General features: G+C 33.8%; 12 protein-coding genes. 3 read left to right on the forward strand and 9 right to left on the reverse strand.

Features of this window, described 5'->3' with window-relative positions; all coding sequences use genetic code 11:
• Positions 1-44 precede the first annotated feature (44 nt).
• The 4 genes from DFQ09_RS07540 to lysA all read right to left on the reverse strand — a co-directional run bounded on the left by DFQ09_RS07540 (position 45) and on the right by lysA (position 5,112).
• Positions 45-782 (reverse strand): LytR/AlgR family response regulator transcription factor, encoded by a 738-nt coding sequence (locus DFQ09_RS07540; protein ID WP_115809055.1) that lies wholly within the window; start codon positions 780-782, stop codon positions 45-47.
• Entirely contained in the window at positions 782-2,671 is a 1,890-nt protein-coding gene (locus DFQ09_RS18885; RefSeq protein ID WP_181897156.1) for a tetratricopeptide repeat protein, read from the reverse strand. The genes DFQ09_RS07540 and DFQ09_RS18885 overlap by 1 nt, the downstream gene beginning before the upstream one ends.
• 107 nt (positions 2,672-2,778) lie before the next feature.
• Positions 2,779-3,816 carry an AI-2E family transporter gene (locus DFQ09_RS07550; RefSeq protein WP_115809056.1) on the reverse strand — a complete coding sequence of 346 codons (1,038 nt, stop codon included), beginning with the start codon at positions 3,814-3,816 and terminating at the stop codon, positions 2,779-2,781.
• 90 nt (positions 3,817-3,906) lie between these two features.
• A complete protein-coding gene (gene lysA / locus DFQ09_RS07555) occupies positions 3,907-5,112 on the reverse strand; it encodes a diaminopimelate decarboxylase (protein WP_115809718.1) in 1,206 nt (401 codons plus the stop codon).
• Positions 5,113-5,353: 241 nt separating this feature from the next.
• Between lysA and DFQ09_RS07560 the strand changes: the two genes are divergently transcribed.
• Complete coding sequence (locus DFQ09_RS07560; RefSeq protein WP_115809057.1) at positions 5,354-6,010, forward strand: hypothetical protein; 657 nt, start codon at positions 5,354-5,356, stop codon at positions 6,008-6,010.
• Positions 6,011-6,114: 104 nt separating this feature from the next.
• On the forward strand, positions 6,115-7,308 hold the full coding sequence (gene sucC, locus DFQ09_RS07565) for an ADP-forming succinate--CoA ligase subunit beta (protein WP_115809058.1): 1,194 nt from the start codon (positions 6,115-6,117) through the stop codon (positions 7,306-7,308).
• A 99-nt stretch (positions 7,309-7,407) separates the two neighbouring features.
• On the opposite strand, the gene DFQ09_RS07570 is transcribed toward sucC, so the two are convergent.
• Complete coding sequence (locus DFQ09_RS07570; RefSeq protein ID WP_115809059.1) at positions 7,408-7,680, reverse strand: DUF1456 family protein; 273 nt, start codon at positions 7,678-7,680, stop codon at positions 7,408-7,410.
• Between the two features lie 83 nt (positions 7,681-7,763).
• The gene (locus DFQ09_RS07575) at positions 7,764-8,564 is read right to left on the reverse strand and encodes an alpha/beta hydrolase (protein WP_115809060.1); all 801 of its coding nucleotides are present in this window, start codon (positions 8,562-8,564) and stop codon (positions 7,764-7,766) included.
• Between the two features lie 142 nt (positions 8,565-8,706).
• On the opposite strand from DFQ09_RS07575, the gene DFQ09_RS07580 reads away from it, so the two are divergent.
• Positions 8,707-9,108: a TerB family tellurite resistance protein gene (locus tag DFQ09_RS07580; RefSeq protein WP_115809061.1), complete on the forward strand. Its 402-nt coding sequence runs from the start codon at positions 8,707-8,709 to the stop codon at positions 9,106-9,108.
• A 393-nt stretch (positions 9,109-9,501) separates the two neighbouring features.
• Here DFQ09_RS07580 and uvrB read toward each other — a convergent pair whose 3' ends face one another.
• The 3 genes from uvrB to DFQ09_RS07595 form a co-directional block, all read right to left on the reverse strand.
• Positions 9,502-11,505 carry an excinuclease ABC subunit UvrB gene (gene uvrB, locus DFQ09_RS07585; RefSeq protein WP_115809062.1) on the reverse strand — a complete coding sequence of 668 codons (2,004 nt, stop codon included), beginning with the start codon at positions 11,503-11,505 and terminating at the stop codon, positions 9,502-9,504.
• A gap of 156 nt (positions 11,506-11,661) precedes the next feature.
• Positions 11,662-14,595, reverse strand: coding sequence for a T9SS type B sorting domain-containing protein (locus DFQ09_RS07590; RefSeq protein ID WP_115809063.1), 2,934 nt, complete (start codon positions 14,593-14,595; stop codon positions 11,662-11,664).
• A gap of 34 nt (positions 14,596-14,629) precedes the next feature.
• A complete protein-coding gene (locus DFQ09_RS07595; protein WP_115809064.1) occupies positions 14,630-16,936 on the reverse strand; it encodes a T9SS type B sorting domain-containing protein in 2,307 nt (768 codons plus the stop codon).
• Positions 16,937-17,283: the final 347 nt, after the last annotated feature.

The raw sequence follows: 17,283 nt of genomic DNA on the forward strand, positions 1-17,283 counted from the left end.
AAAAGCATTATTCTCTTATCGAAGAAAAATAAAAGAAAGAAAAATTAAATAGTTTGAAGTCGTTTTAGGAGTTCATCTTTTAAAGATTTACTAATCGGAATGACTTTTCGTTCAATAACAATATGACTGTTAGCTATTTCGTTGATTTGAGATAGGTTTACAATGTAAGAACGGTGGACTCTCAAAAAATGTTTTGATGGTAATTTCTCTACCATATCTTTTAAAGTCATTACTAAGACATACTCCTTGTTTTTTGAATAGATTCTGCAATAATTACGCTCAGCTTCAATATAAAGAATATCAGTAATACACACTTTTACCATAGAATTTTGATGGCGTACAAAAACACAGTCGCTTAAAATTAAGGACTCCATGTTTTGAAGTGTTTGATCGTTGTTGGTTTTAGAAGAAATTTGGTTTACCGTTAATTCTATAGCACGTTGAAGATCTAGTTTTTTAAAAGGCTTTGAAATAAACCCATAAGGATGTGTTTGTTTGGCTCTGTTAAAATGGTCATCGTTAATATTTGCCGTTAAATAGATTACAGGGATATTATGTGTTTTCTGCATGGCTTCTGCAGTTTCAATACCATCTAATTTTCCTTTTAAATTAATATCTAGAAGTAAAATGTCTGGTTTTGTATCTTTAATATGAAGCAAAGCATCTTCTCCTCTTGGCATAATACCAGTAACATCATAACCTAATTCTGTGAGTTGAAGCGAAATGTTTGCGGCAATAATCATTTCATCTTCTACAATTAATATTTTTGTCTTTTCGATCATTAGGCTGCTGTATCTGTTAAAAAGTCAAATTCTATTATGGTACCATTTTTAGTGAATTCAGTCATTTTTCCATTGAGTTGCTGAGTGAGTAAATTAACTAGCTGTGTACCAAACCCTGTGCCTTTTGGTAAAAGTCCTTTCACTTTACCAATACCATTATCAGCAACTTTTAGAAGTAAGTGGTGGTCATTGGTTTTTTCTAAACTGATAGAAATCAGCCCTTTTTTGTCTTTCGGAAATGCATATTTTAAAGCATTGGTTAGTAGTTCATTTACAATTAAGCCAATCGGAACAGCGGTATCAACATCTAGGTCGAGATTGTTCATAGCACATTCAATTTTTACTTTGTCATCTGCATTAAAGGTGTCTAAAATACCTTCGCTGAGGTTTAGGAAATAATCTTTCATTTCTATACTTCCTAAATTTGTGCCTTGATATAATTTCTGATGAATAATTCCCATAGATTGCACTCTGTTTTGACTCGCAATCATGGCGTCTTTACTTGCCGAATCTTCCATCTGGGCAGACTGCAACGCAATGAGACTTTTTACCATTTCGAGATTGTTTTTTACACGATGGTGAATTTCTTTTAACAATAATTCATTTTCAGCATTTTTAGCGCGAATGATTTTTGTGGCCTTTTTGTTCTTATTGAAAAAGTAGAGTAGTGATAAAAGTAACAATCCTAATAATGCAGCAACCGCAATAATTAAGCTTTGGGTTTTACTTTTTTGTTCAATTAATAGTGCTTGGGAGGCGAGTGCCTCGTCTTTTTTACCAGTTTCGTATTTAATTACGGCTTCAGTTTCCAGGTTCGTAATTTTATCTTCAAGGATTTTTGTTGCATTCGTATTCGCTTTATCCTTATAACGTATAGCATTTTCAAAATCACCTAATTTAGAATAGGTTTCAGATAAGTCTAAATACTGTTGAATAATGCCATTTTGACCTTTTTCCTCGTAAGCTTTTACACCAACAGACAAATGTTCTAGTGCCTCTTCATAATTATTTTGAAGCAAATAAACTTGTCCAATCTCCGTCCGAAATGTAGCGCAGCGTTCTTCACCAATATTAGCTTTACATAGCTCCCAAGCCTTTATAAAATCTTTTAAAGCATTATTATAATCTTTGGCTTTTACATAAACATCTCCTCTATAAGAGTGTGCTCTAACAGGAATAAATACTTCATCTGCAGCTTTAGTTCTTACAATTTCTAAGCAATAATCAGCAGCTTTATAAGCTTTATCAAACTCTCCTAATTCACCATAACTCGTAATTAAATTAAATTGTGCGATGGCAACGGAAGCATAATTTTTTGTATTTTCTAAAATAGGAATCGCTTTGTTGGTGTATACAATGGATTTATCAAAATCTTCCATTCTTAGATAGAGAGAGCCAAGCGTTCTATATGCATTTCCTAATCCGCTTTCGTCTTTTAATTCTTCATATATAGCGATCGCTTTAAATAAGACATCTTGAGCCTTATCCAATTTTTGGGCGTTTATATAATCTATGGACAAGGTTCTATATGTGTCTGCAATTTTGGTTTTATCTTTACTTTGAATGTAGTATTCTAATGCCTTTTCTGAATGTTTTACAATGGAGTCTGGTGAAAATGTGCCATTATATCCAAACCAATTTGCTAACGTTTCATGTATGTTAGCGATGGTTTTAGGATCTTTAGTTTCAATACTTCGCTTTAGGGTTTGTAAACCAATGGCATGAAAATTATCGAGATCTTTTCCTGTATACGCATTATGTTCCATCCAAGATAGACACGAGTCAATGGAGACAGATTTTAAGTCTTCTGGAGTTGAAATATGAGATTGCGAAAAACAAGGGTATGCAATATAGCATACAATTAAAATGGTGGAGATAGTTTTATTCATAAGTCCTTAATAGTTGAGATTAAAAGACTTAGGGTGCTTTAAAGATAATAAAAATGTTTGTGACTTGTTAAAACGAGGATAAAAAAATAGAATTATAGTATTAGTTATTAATGGATTTGCTGTGAATCACCGTTCAAATTTTTACCATACTCCTCTTTATATATTCTAACTAAGGCCATGAAAATACTAATTAATAATGGTCCGAAAATTAATCCTATAAACCCGAATAACGGGACACCGACAATAACACCAATCAATGTGATTAACGGATGGACATTATCTAATTTCTTTAAGACATACAGTCTTATAATGTTATCGGTTAAACCGACCACAACCACACCATAGATTAAAATTCCCCATGCCTGAAATGAATTTCCGGCGGATAAGGACAATATAAATACAGGTATGATTCCTATAAATGTTCCAATAAACGGAATCATGGACCCGATGGTAACAATAACAAACCAAAAGAACGGTTCTTCGATACCAAAAATTAGAAAACCAATCAATGCAATTATACCTTGAGCAAAAGCAACTAAAGGAATACCAATAGCATTAGACTTTACCATGGCTTGTACTTCTTTGCCGATTTCATTAACATTATCTGTGTTTAAAGGCAGGTAATCGCGTAAAGATTGTCTTAATTCTTTTCGATTGGTTAGCATAAAAAATAGTATGAAATACATTAAACCTATCGCTATAAGTAGGTTAAATGTGTTGCCAGCCATACTTTGTAAACTGTCGGAAAGCCATGTGGTTATGCCTTGCGTATCAATTTGAGAGTTGATATCAATACCAGTCTCAAATTTTACTTTGCTCACCTGATCTTTAAAAGCATCGATAACCTTTTCACTATTGCCAGCAACATCAGAAATTTTATTTCCTAACATAATACCAAAGCCCGTAAGTGGAATCATTATAAGTACAAAAGACCCTAACATTAGTGCCATTGCTGCCAATGTAGGTTTCCAATTATAGTGATTTACTAACCGTTTCATTGGTTTTCTTAACAATATATAGAATGTAATTGCTCCTAAAACGCCAGTCAAATACGGTAACATTTCACGAAAAATCAAACTACCAAAGAGTAAGATTAATAGTAAAACAAAGATTTGACGAATTATTTTAGGAGGAATATGATTCATATTGATGGCGTTTACAATTACTCAAAGGTAATTGCAAACACAATGGAAACATGCTCTAAAACAAAAGAATATTAACGCAATTAAGTTAATTTATAGAACGATTTCTACTTGGTTATTTAAGATGTCATCAAAAGTTTCACGCTTTCTTATTAAATGAGCTTTACCCTTGTAAAGTAATACTTCTGCTGGTCTGTAGCGCGAGTTGTAGTTGCTGGCCATAGAATAACAATAGGCACCTGCATTTTTAAAACACAGAATGTCGTTTTCGTTGATTTCAGAAATGCGTCTGTTATTTGCAAACGTATCGGTTTCACAGATGTAACCAACCACAGAATAAAAACGTTCGCGTCCTTTTGGGTTTGAAATGTTTAAAATATCATGTTGAGAGCCGTATAACATTGGGCGTATTAAATGATTAAAACCAGAATCAACTTGAGCAAAAACAGTTGAGGTGGTTTGTTTCACCACATTTACTTTAGCTAAAAACACACCAGCCTCACTTACTAGAAATTTGCCAGGTTCAAAGGCTAAGGTTAAATCTTTGCCGTATTCTTTGCAAAATTCGTTGAAACGTTGTGATAATTTCTCTCCTAATTCTTCAATATTGGTTTCAATATCTCCTTTTTTATAAGGTACTTTAAATCCGGAACCGAAATCTATAAATTGAAGCGTTTTGAAGTTTTTAGCCGTATCAAATAAAATTTCACTAGCATATAAAAAGACATCAATATCTAAAATATCACTTCCGGTATGCATATGAATACCGTTGATATTCATATTCGTGTTTTCTACAATACGAAGTAATAAAGGAATCTGATGAATTGAAATCCCGAATTTACTATCAATATGTCCAACAGAAATATTGGTGTTTCCACCAGCCATGACATGTGGATTTATTCTAATACAAACAGGAACTTTAGGATGCTTCGTTCCAAATTGTTCTAAGATTGAAAGGTTGTCAATATTAATCTGCACTCCTAATTTTGCAGCTTCTTCAATCTCTTCAAGAGATACACCATTTGGAGTAAAAATAATATCCTCTGGTTTAAAACCGGCTTTTAAACCTAATCGTAATTCTTGAATGGAAACCGTATCAATTCCTGAACCCAACTTATTAAATAATCGTAACACAGAAATATTAGACAATGCTTTAACGGCATAGTTAAGCTTCAGATTTTTCACCTTACTAAACGCTTTTGTTAATCGCTTGTATTGAAATTCTATTTTTTCAGCGTCATAAACATAAACAGGACTTCCAAAATCCTTTGCAATTTGTAATAAGGTACTATCTTTCATTCTTTCTTTGTCTTTATGTGAGATGGCGAAAATATATGTAATCCACATAATAAACATAAAAATGACAAAAAATGGTTATTTTTACACAAAATGTTAAATAGTTAACAAATTGAAACGCGTATTTAAAAGTTGAATATTTTCTTTAAGTAATATTGAAGCTTTTAAATGCGAGAACGAAGTGGTTCCACACGTTCTTAATTTTATAATTATTTTTCTTTGAAATTATCAAAATTTTAAACGTGTGAAAACTATTGCCTCCTGTGTTCAAGATATTATTGTGGCCAGTCCTTTTTTAGAAGAAGGCTTATCTAGAGAAATTATTAATTTTTCTGCTTTAGCAAAAGAGTTGAATGAGCCTATTTCCAAAATGCTGCGGAAGCCTATTAAAGATGGGGCTATTATGATGGCTTTACGTCGTTATCAACAACCATTAAATCTAGAAAATTCTAAAAGTTTAAAGAAAACTTTTAATGAATTAGGCGATATTACGGTACGCTCTAATCTAAGTGATTTTACATTTCAGAATTCAAAAACCTTAATACATAGTCATTCTCAAGTTTTAGAGAAAATTAGTGACAATCATCAAACGTTTTATGCCTTTACGCGAGGCATGTTTGAAAGTAATATAATTATATCCACCTCCGAAAAAGAGAGTGTTCTCACAGCATTCAAAAAAGAAAATCAAATAGGATTACAAGAAAAACTGTCTGCCATTAGTATTTATTTACCCAAGGGAAATTCTAAGATAGTGGGCTTATATTATCAAATTTTTAAGCGTTTAGCATGGGAAAATATTACCTTATATGAAGTGGTTTCGACGACTAACGAGTTTACCATTGTAGTTGAGGACCATTTGGTTGATAAGGCATTTTCTGCTATAAAGCGTTTAATTGATTAAACTTCTAGAGCGTGTGTTGTAAAGCGTTAAATCAATTTTAAAAACTATTGGTAAAAACTATTAGTATGCTTACTTTTGTCAGACCATTAAATTTCTGATCAAAAATGAATTTACACGAATATCAAGGAAAAGAATTATTAAGCAGTTTTGGAGTACGTATTCAACGTGGTATTGTAGCTCAAAGTGCTAAAGAAGCTGTTGATGCAGCAAAGCAATTAACAGCTGAAACTGCTACAGGTTGGCATGTTATTAAAGCTCAGGTTCATGCAGGTGGACGTGGAAAAGGTGGAGGCGTAAAATTGGCTAAGAACCTTAAAGAAGTTGAAGAAATTGCAGGACAAATCATAGGAATGGATTTGGTTACACCTCAAACTTCAGCAGAAGGAAAACGTGTTCATCAAGTTTTAGTTGCAGAAGATGTTTACTATCCTGGCGAAAATGAGCCAAACGAATATTATATGTCTGTTTTATTAAATCGTGCTACAGGAAGAAACATGATTGTATATTCTACAGAAGGTGGAATGGATATTGAAACGGTTGCAGAAGAAACTCCAGAATTAATACATAACGAAGAAATTGATCCTGCTACAGGGATTTTACCTTTTCAAGCGCGTCGTATCGCTTTTAACTTAGGTTTATCAGGTACTGCTTTTAAAGAAATGACAAAATTTGTTACGGCTTTATATACTGCCTACGATAAATCAGATGCCTCTTTATTTGAAATCAATCCTGTTTTAAAAACAAGTGATGATAAAATAATGGCTGTTGATGCTAAAGTAACTTTAGATGCTAATGCATTATACAGACACAGAGATTTAGCGCAATTACGTGACTTACGTGAAGAAAACCAGATTGAAGTTGAAGCAGGAGCTTTAGGTTTAAACTATGTGGACTTAGATGGAAACGTTGGTTGTATGGTAAATGGTGCTGGTTTAGCTATGGCAACCATGGATTTAATTAAGCAAGCAGGTGGTGAGCCAGCTAACTTTTTAGATGTTGGTGGTACTGCAGATGCAGCTAGAGTAGAAGCAGCATTCAAAATAATATTAAAAGATCCTGCTGTAAAAGCAATCTTAATCAATATTTTTGGTGGAATTGTAAGATGTGATCGTGTTGCACAAGGTGTCATTGATGCGTATAAAAACATGGGTAACATTACAGTGCCAATCATTGTACGTTTACAAGGAACAAATGCAGACATCGCAAAAGAATTAATTGATAATTCTGGTTTAGATGTAATGAGTGCAACTGAATTCCAAGAAGCAGCTGATAAGGTGCAAGAAGTATTAAATAAATAAGTATCCGATACGGTTTTTTAAACCTGACAGGTATTATTACATATATAAAAAGAGCAACATTAATTTGTTGCTCTTTTTTTGTCTCTATAATTATAGAATTTAATCTTTCTTCTTTTCTTCTTTCTTTTCCTCTTTCTTTTTCTCTCCTTTTTTAGGCATTGGTCCTCGTAAATGAATAATTAAACCATTCAAAAAATTACGAAGTATTTGATCTCCACATTCCATATATTTCGGGTGATCTTCATTTCTAAACATAGCATTCAACTCACTTTTAGAAATTCTAAAATCTACCAATTCTAAAATTTTTACGATATCATCGTCTCTTAATTTGTGAGCAACTCTTAACTTTTTAAATATGTCGTTATTTGTCATTTTATAATTTATTTATAGATCTTTATATTGGAATCTGTTGATTTTTATTTTTTTTGTAAAACTAGTAAAATCTAAGAGGTTTCTTAATATAACCATTGATAAGCTTGCTCAAAATGAGTCGCCCAAAGTTTTTCATTATGTTGACCACCTTTAATATGATGACTTTCAAATTGCGATTCATAGACACCTTTAGATTGAAGTAATTTAATCATTTCTTCTAACTTCGGAATCATAGTATCTCCCTCATCAGTACCAGCCAGAAAATAGAATTTTGATGTTTCTGGAATTTCAGAGGCTTTCACGAAATCGTAAATCTCAGGATTAATCCAAAAGGCAGGGGATAAGACTCCGGCTTTACCAAATGTTTCAGGATACTTTATTTCGGCATAAAACGATAGTAAGCCACCTAACGACGAACCGAAAATAGTGGTATGTTCTGCGTCTGATCTAGTTCTATAGGTCTTATCAATGTGCGGTTTTAATGTGTTCTTTATAAAACTTAAATAGGCATCCCCTTGTCCTCCTCCATGTTTTTTATGCGTATATGGAGTGAGTTCGTCAGTGCGTTTAGCGTTGCCGTGTTCTATTCCAATAATTATACTTTCGTTATCCGTTAAGGTATCCATATATTCATCAACTTCCCATTCTCCAACAAAGGATGTTTCGGCATCAAATAAGTTTTGTGCATCATGCATATAAATGACAGGATAAGAATTTTCGGAATTTTTATAATTTGTAGGTAAATACACCCAAATAGTTTTTACGGAATTTAGTTGAGGAGCTGCTATGGTGAATTTTGTAACTTGTTGTGAAGCAGTGTTTTGAGCTGTTATTTCGCTCGCTATAAATGCTGAGATTAGCAAATATAAATACTTCAATTTCATTGTTTTAATGTTGTTTTTGTGTGACAAAAGTTTAAAAAAATCGACCAATTACATTTAATTTTTCGACAAGATACATTATATCAACGACAATAAAATAAACTACCTCTGTAACTTTACACTATAAATTAATCCCTATATAATCATGATTAATCGTGTTGAAAAACTGAGTTTGCTTTCCGAGATGATTGCCTTCGCTCAAACAGATGAAAATATAAAAGCTATAGAATATAAATTTTTATATAGTATTGCTAAGCAGTTGGAGATTTCAAAAGAAGATTTTAAATATCTCTTTGAGCACCCTGTAACTTACGTGCATTTAAAATCGCATAGCGAACGTATTGTGCAATTTCACCGATTAGTATTACTTATGAATCTCGATCATAAAGTAGCTCCAAAACAATTGGTTAAAATTCACAACTTTGGATTACGAATGGGATTAAGTCATGAGTCTATAAATAGAGTACTTGATTTAATGGATAGTTTTCCTAATAAAATTGTACCACCAGATTTCTTGATTGATATTTTTAAGGTGCAATATAACTAGTTTTCAGTATCTAGTATTCAGTTTGCAGTCTCAATGGTAATTTTAAAAAGCTACCCTATTTAAATATATGCTTAATTTTTAGAACAATCTCTCTGTGAATCTTTGTGCCTTCTCTGTGTAACTTCGTGTAATAGTTTTCAGTTTTAGTCTCAGTCTCAGTTTTTAATCTTGAAATTTAATTATTGCGTTTCGGAATGTTTACTCTTTCGCAACTTTTTGTGAAATCTTCCAACCTTCCGTCATTTTTTTTTTAGTTTCACACTTCACACTTCACACTTCACACTTCACACTTCACACTTCACACTTCACACTTCACACTTCACACTTCACACTTTGTACTGACCACTTTTTTACTGACCACTGACTACTGGCCACTGACTACTGACCACCGTTTCACACCTTCAACTTCTCTAACTTACTCTGATAAGCAGTTATCTCATCTCTAAAACGAGCAGCTTCTAAAAAGTCTAATGCTTTTGCGGCTTGTTCCATTAACTTACGACGTTCTCTAATTTTCTTTTCTAATTCCCCTTTACTCAAATAATCACTTTCTGGTTCAGCTGCTATTTGTGCATCCAATTCTGTTCTGTATGTACTCACTGAATTTTGAGTTAAAGCACTATTTAAACTCTTATTTAAAGCTTTAGGAACAAGGTTATGTTTGGTGTTATAGGCGATTTGTTTTTCACGACGATATTCCGTTTCGTCCATTGTTTTTTGCATGCTTTTTGTGATTTTATCAGCATACATAATCGCTTTTCCATTTAAGTTTCTTGCAGCTCTACCAACGGTTTGCGTTAAAGAACGTGCCGAACGTAAAAAACCTTCCTTATCGGCATCTAATATGGCAACTAAAGAGACTTCAGGTAAATCTAAACCTTCACGCAGTAAGTTGACACCTACCAAAACATCAAAGACACCTTTTCGTAAATCTTGCATTATTTCAACCCGTTCTAAAGTATCTACATCACTATGAATGTATCTCGTTCGAATAGAAATCCGGGTTAAATATTTGGTCAATTCTTCAGCCATTCGTTTAGTCAAGGTAGTCACTAAAGTACGTTCGTCTTTTTCAACACGATTTTGAATTTCTTCAATTAAATCATCAATCTGATTTAGACTAGGTCTGACTTCAATAATAGGATCTAATAATCCTGTTGGTCGAATGACTTGCTCTACATAAACACCATCTGTTTTTTGCATTTCGTAATCTGCTGGAGTCGCAGACACATAGATCACCTGATTTTGAAGCGCTTCAAATTCTTCAAACTTTAAAGGTCTATTATCCATGGCTGCGGGCAAGCGGAAACCATAATCAACCAAGTTGACTTTTCTACTTCGGTCACCTCCGTACATGGCATGGACTTGTGAAATGGTCACGTGACTTTCATCAACCACCATTAAAAAATCATCAGGAAAATAATCCAATAAACAGAACGGACGCGTTCCTGGAGATCTGCCGTCTAAATATCTTGAATAGTTCTCAATACCAGAACAATAACCCAATTCTCGAATCATTTCTAAATCGAACTCTGTACGTTCCTTGAGTCGTTTGGCTTCAAGATGTTTACCTATTTCTTTAAAGTAATCGTATTGTTTTACTAAATCGTCTTGTATGTCTTTTATCGCACCGTTTAACACATCAGGTGATGTCACAAACATGTTTGCAGGATAGATATTTAAGCGATCATAACGTTCTATAATTTCGTTGCTTCTAGCATCAAAAGCTTCTATTTCTTCAATTTCATCTCCAAAAAAGTGAATTCTAAAGGCGTGATCTGCATAACCAGGAAACACGTCTACGGTGTCACCTTTTATTCTGAAGTTTCCGTTTTTAAATTCAGATTCTGTTCTAGAATATAAACTTTGAACCAATTGATGTAATAATTTAGTACGAGAAATCACTTGATCACGTTCTATAGAAATCACGTTTTTTTGAAATTCCACAGGATTCCCAATACCATATAAACAAGATACGGAGGCAATGACAATTACATCACGACGACCAGAGAGAAGGGAAGAGGTGGTGCTTAAACGCATTTTCTCTATTTCCTCATTAATAGATAAATCTTTTTCTATATAAACACCAGAAGTAGGAATATAGGCTTCGGGTTGGTAATAATCGTAGTACGAGACAAAATACTCAACAGCATTCTCAGGAAAAAACTGTTTGAATTCAGAGTAGAGTTGTGCAGCCAAAGTTTTGTTGTGTGCCAAAACCAAAGTTGGTCGTTGCACTTCTTCAATAACATTGGCAACGGTAAAGGTTTTACCAGAACCCGTAACACCCAAAAGCGTTTGGTATTTTTCTTTTCCTTCAATACCAGCAGCTAATTTTTTTATAGCTTGTGGCTGATCACCAGTAGGTTTAAATTCGGACTCAATTTTAAATCGCATATTGCAAAGTTACAATAAAGCGCTTATAATTTAATTGTGAAGTGCGTTACAATTGCGTTAAAATAAAATGGACTTCAAGGTTTAAAACCTGAAGTCCATTTTATAGATTGTTCTATATAGATACTACTTATCTGTTAGAAGTATTAATAATGCGCTTTAATGCTTTAATGCAAAATGACCTCGAAGCTCTTCTCCACTTTTTAAAGTAATTAAATACCAGAAATCATTTGATTCTAGCATTTTTCCATTGTAATAACCATCCCAAGAGTAATTCGAAGGAATTAATTGTTTAATAAGTTTACCATATCTATTAAAAATAAGTATCTCTTTTACAATTTGATTTCTATCAATAACGGTCCACGTATCATGAGCATTGTCGTTATTTGGTGTAAAAAACACAGGGATAAAAAGATCTACTTCAATTTCAAAATTAAACGTTTTTAAAACACAGCCGTTTCGGTCTTGTACATATACGACATGTAGACCTATTCTAAGGTTATTGAATACGTTAGAGGTTTGGAAAGCCGAACCATCGATAGCATATTGGTAATCTATAGATGTATCTGTCATATTCACTGTGAGTGTTCTGTCATTTACAGTAATATTAAATTCATCCAAGGTAAAATCTATAGCTTCATTGATTGTGATGTCAAAACTACTTTCATTAGAGCAGGTATTTGGAGCTGTTCCTATGTCGTTATAAATGTATAAGGTTTGAGAAGTGGTAATAATATCTCCTGCATTTAATTGCGTTCCTGTTCCATCTGCACCTGTAAAATAGTTACCATTGGTTAGTGTAGGCAATGTATATTCTGCACAAATAGTTTGATCGGTAAGCGTATCTACATTTGGCGCACCAGTAATTGTAATATCAAAGCTACTTTCATTATTACACGTGTTTGGAGCTGTGCCAATTTCAACATAAATATAGATGGTTTGAGAAGTCGAAATTACATCTCCAGCATTAAGTGCGGTACCTGTGCCATTTGTCCCCGTAAAATAATTACCGTTAGTAAGTGTTGGTAACGTGTATGACCCACATTCCGATGGGTTAGAAAGGGTATCAACATTAGGATTGCCACTTACGGTTACCTCAAAACTACTTTCATTAGAGCACGTGTTAGGGGCTGTTCCTATTTCATTGTAAATATAAATGGTTTGTGTTGTAGAAATCATTTCACCAGCATTGAGCTGTGTTCCTGTTCCATTAGTGCCTGTAAAATAATTACCATCTGTTAGTGCAGGCAATGTATAATCTGAACACACATCTTGGTTAGCAATGGTATCCACGTTTGGTGCACCTGTAATTGTCACATCAAAACTACTTTCATTTGAGCAGGTGTCAGGAGCTGTACCAATTTCAACATAAATATAAATGGTTTGTGAAGTCGAAATGGTATCACCAGCATTGAGTGGTGTACCTGTGCCGTTTGTCCCTGTGAAATAGTTACCGTTTGTAAGTGAAGGTAAGGTATATGCAGCACATTCCGATTGATTAGATAGTGTATCAACATTAGGATTGCCACTTACGGTAATCTCAAAACTACTTTCGTTTGAACAGATGTTTGGTGACGTTCCTGTTTGGCTATAAATGTAAATGGTTTGTGTTGTTGAAATAATTTCACCAGCATTGAGCTGTGATCCAGTACCATTAGTACTTGTAAAATAATTACCATCTGTTAGTGCAGGCAATGTATAATCTGAACACACATCTTGGTCTGCAATAGTATCCACGTTTGGTGCACCTGTAATGGTGACATCGAAGCTACTTTCATTAGAGCACGTATTAGGAGCTGTTCCTATTTCGTTATAAATATAAATGGTTTGTGTTGTTGAAATAACAGCACCAGGATTAAGAGCTGTTCCTCCACCGTTAGTTGCAGTGTAATAGGCTCCGTCAGTTAAGGTTGGTAAGGTATAACTAGAACATGTAGTTTGATTTGAAAGTGTATCTACAGCTGGGTTATCAATGAATAGTTGGGCCGTATTCGTAATTAAGGTACATGCATCGTATGTAACTTCACAGTAATATTGATTTTCATTAAAACTTAAAGGAGCATTAGTGATTACTAACGCGCTAGTTTGTGCTCCAGAATATGGACTAGCGTTGGGAACGTTAACCCAGTTTCCTGAGGAGTCAAGAACTTTCCATTGGTATTGAAAAAGACTAGTATCTAAAGTCGTGCTAAATGTTACAGTACCATTCTCGCAAATGGTTTGAGTAATAGGATCTGTAATATCTGGTATGTTATTCGTAATCGGATCTGCTGTGTGTGACCCTAAATTAGAACAGTTTTCACTAGATTGAATAGACCAATCGTTACTATCGTAAGTTGTTTGTGGTATGGGTGCATCTGCATTTCTGATAACCGTATAGCCTCTTTCGTTTGGTGCATTTACAGTATCAATAAGGTTTCCGTTTTTAAATAATTTGAATTCATCATTATCGTTAATACCTGTAGGGATATTGAAATCAACAGTTAGAGGAGAACAATTTGTACCGCTTCCCATTTGAATGATAAAAGTACTTAGTGGTGGAATTGTTCCTACAATGTCAATAAAGGTATTATTAGGTGTTGCATTTCCTACATCTCCGTAACGTTCTATGATATAAATATTATCTATAACCACAGGGGAATTTGTGGGATTATAAAGTTCTATAACCGCATAATCGCCGCTATTGGCATCATATATTTCTGAAATATAAATATCGGCAGGCTCACAATCTGAAGCTATCACTGTAAAATCTATAGCAGATGTCCCCGTACAGCCGCCATTACTTATAATAGAAATGCTAGAAGTGTCGACTGCACCAGCAGGTATAATAGCTGTAATTTGAGAATCGTTAACAATTGTAAACGTAGTAGAGACTCCATCAACGGATACAGAAGCGGCATCATTAAAATTACTCCCGTTAATCGTAATCAATGTGTTTTCTGGTCCACTAGCAGGTGTAAACGTATTAATTATGGGGGCAGGGCAAAAGCTGTTGTTTTTTATAATATCGCTATCCACGGAAGCATAAACGTTCGTTATAAAAAATAAACTTAAGACGTAGGTATAGTGAATTAATAAATTAATGCTTTTCATTGCTTCAAATTAACGGTGAGAAAAATAATTGGTTTTATTTGTTAAGATAAACCCAACCTGTAAAAGGCTTAGAACTTGTATTAGGCTCGTTTAAATATAAAACGTAAAAGTAGGTTCCTACCGGTAGTACTTTATCTGTGTGCATTAAGCCTTTATTCGCTATTCCGAACCATTTATTACTATTGTTTCCTTCAAATATTAACGTTCCGTAGCGGTTATAGACTTCTAATTTATGATTGGTGTAAACATCATATAAACCTTGAATGTTAAACCAATCGTTCTTCATATCATTATTAGGTGAAAACCCATTTGGAATAATTAGCTCAACGGTTGACGTTGTAGTTTCAAAATCGATAGATTTAATTATACAACCATTAGCATCTTGTACATACAAAGTATGTGTACCTTCAGAAATATTTGTGAAGGTATTTTCACTTTGAAAACTAGAACCATCAATGGCGTATTCGTATGCTATTGATATATCTGTCATTGCTATCGTTATAGTACTTCCATTGATTTGAATGTTTGAATCCGTAAGCGCAAAATCAGTAGACGGATAGATTGTAACATCAAAGCTGCTTTCGTTACTACAAGTATCTGGATTTGTACCAATTTCATTATAAATAAAGATGGTTTGCGATGTTGAAATACTAGCGCCAGCATTAAGTTGCGTTCCTGCTCCGTTGGTTTCCGTAAAGTAGTTACCTTCTGTAAGGTTTGGTAAAATAAATTCTGAACAAATTGAAACGTCAGAAAGTGTATCTACATTTGGAGTTCCGGTTACACTTACATCAAAACTACTTTCATTGGTACAAATATTAGGAGCCACTCCGGCTTCGTTATAAATATAAATCGTTTGAGAGGCAGATATAACATCTCCTGCATTTAAAGGTGAACCACTTCCATTTGCACCTGTAAAATAATTTCCATTAGTGATACTTGGTAACACATATTCAGAACAAACAGTTTGATTGGCTATGACATTTACAAGTGGATTTCCACTAATAGAAATGCTAAAGCTAGATTCATTTTGGCAAGTGTTTGGCGCGGTACCAGAAACATTATAAATATAGATGGTTTGAGACGATGTAATAACATCTCCAGCGTTAAGTTGAGTGCCAGTTCCGTTAGTTCCTGTATAATAATCCCCGTTAGTTAAAGCAGGTAAGGTGTAGTTAGAACATACCGTTTGGTTGGATAAGGTATCTACTTCAGGGTTTGAAACTTCAAGTTGAGCAGCGTCCGAAACCAGATTACAATCGGTAGATGATATCATACAGTAGTATTGAAAATCATTAAAACTCGCAGGCGTATTTGTAATGGTTAATGTACTTGTTGTTGCTCCAGAATAATTACTGTCGTTAGTGACGTTAACCCAGTTTCCAGCAGCATTAAGAACAAGCCATTGGTAAGTATATGATCCAGTATCTACAGACACTGAAAAAGTAGCTGTACCGTTTTCACAAATATCTTGACTGTTAGGATGTGTAATATTCGGAGTAGAACTACCACCATTAGCCGTATGAGCACCTAAATTAGAGCAATCTTCATCTTCTAACAATAACCACTCGTTAAGGTTAAATGTTGTACTCGGTGCCGATGCATCTGCGTTTCTAATAAAACTGTAACCAATTTCATCATCTGTAAACATTACATCGATGACAGCCCCATTTTTTACTAATTTAATTTCATCATCCTCGTTAATACCAGCATTAATCGATACACCAGCCGTTAAGCCACTACAAGTATTACCTGTGTTACCCATTTCAATAATATAGGTGCTAAGAGGCGCAATAGAACCTTCTAGTGGAATTGTAGCACTTGGGGCAGCATCACCAATATCTCCAAAACGTTGTACTTCGTAAACGGTATTTAGACTTATAGTTGCATTGGTTGGATTATAGAGTTCTATAACACCATAACTTCCTCCATCGGAATCATAAACTTCAGAGATGTAAATTTCATCGGCAGAATTACAATCAGAATCAATTAGGGTAAAATTTGAAGCGGTTGTAGTGTCACAGCCTCCAGACGTTGTAAGCGTTATACTAGATGTGCTAGAAACTCCAGATGGAACACTAATTGCAATTTCAGTATCACTTAGTATTGTAAAGCTTGCATTTACACCGTTAAAGTCTACTGTCGTAGTCGTCGTAAAATTACTTCCATTGAGTGTGATTTCTGTATTTACAGGTCCACTTGAAGAATTCAATGTGTTTATGATTGGTGCCGGACAAGTAATGCTTTCGGCTTTGTAGGTTGAATAATTTGTGTTATTAATTAAAAAATAACCGTTAAAAATTAAAACAAGAGGGAATAATAAAAAAGTAGAATTTTTCATTTAGTTTAGATAAAATAGTGGGCAAAAATATGTAATAAAATACTTTCGTTTGTTAAGTAATAGTTACGTTAATTCTTGCTCAAATAAAGGTTGAGTTAGTTATCACAAAAATAGAAGATTAAGTGAGAACTTAAAATATGAAGAATACTATTTTTAGTGTGAAATGAATCAAGTACTTAACGTCTTGTTTTTGTTTTTTATGTATTGTTTCGAACTTTGAAAGCGTTAGATGTAGGTATTTTCTGCTATGAATACATAAAATTAGAATGTAAAGTTTGTATTGGTACTGTATAGTGGTATCATAAATCTATAATTTGAATTTTTATAGGTCTAAACGAAAATTGATA

The organism is Winogradskyella pacifica, assembly GCF_003386275.1.
Classification (GTDB): domain Bacteria; phylum Bacteroidota; class Bacteroidia; order Flavobacteriales; family Flavobacteriaceae; genus Winogradskyella; species Winogradskyella pacifica.

What these genes read in the sequence shown, in the direction of transcription:
- DFQ09_RS07540 (WP_115809055.1), bottom strand. Translation starts at nt 782, where the DNA reads ATGATCGAAAAGACAAAAATATTAATTGTAGAAGATGAAATGATTATT.
- DFQ09_RS18885 (WP_181897156.1), bottom strand. Translation starts at nt 2,671, where the DNA reads ATGAATAAAACTATCTCCACCATTTTAATTGTATGCTATATTGCATAC.
- DFQ09_RS07550 (WP_115809056.1), bottom strand. Translation starts at nt 3,816, where the DNA reads ATGAATCATATTCCTCCTAAAATAATTCGTCAAATCTTTGTTTTACTA.
- lysA (WP_115809718.1), bottom strand. Translation starts at nt 5,112, where the DNA reads ATGAAAGATAGTACCTTATTACAAATTGCAAAGGATTTTGGAAGTCCT.
- sucC (WP_115809058.1), top strand. Translation starts at nt 6,115, where the DNA reads ATGAATTTACACGAATATCAAGGAAAAGAATTATTAAGCAGTTTTGGA.
- DFQ09_RS07570 (WP_115809059.1), bottom strand. Translation starts at nt 7,680, where the DNA reads ATGACAAATAACGACATATTTAAAAAGTTAAGAGTTGCTCACAAATTA.
- DFQ09_RS07575 (WP_115809060.1), bottom strand. Translation starts at nt 8,564, where the DNA reads ATGAAATTGAAGTATTTATATTTGCTAATCTCAGCATTTATAGCGAGC.
- DFQ09_RS07580 (WP_115809061.1), top strand. Translation starts at nt 8,707, where the DNA reads ATGATTAATCGTGTTGAAAAACTGAGTTTGCTTTCCGAGATGATTGCC.
- uvrB (WP_115809062.1), bottom strand. Translation starts at nt 11,505, where the DNA reads ATGCGATTTAAAATTGAGTCCGAATTTAAACCTACTGGTGATCAGCCA.
- DFQ09_RS07590 (WP_115809063.1), bottom strand. Translation starts at nt 14,595, where the DNA reads ATGAAAAGCATTAATTTATTAATTCACTATACCTACGTCTTAAGTTTA.
- DFQ09_RS07595 (WP_115809064.1), bottom strand. Translation starts at nt 16,936, where the DNA reads ATGAAAAATTCTACTTTTTTATTATTCCCTCTTGTTTTAATTTTTAAC.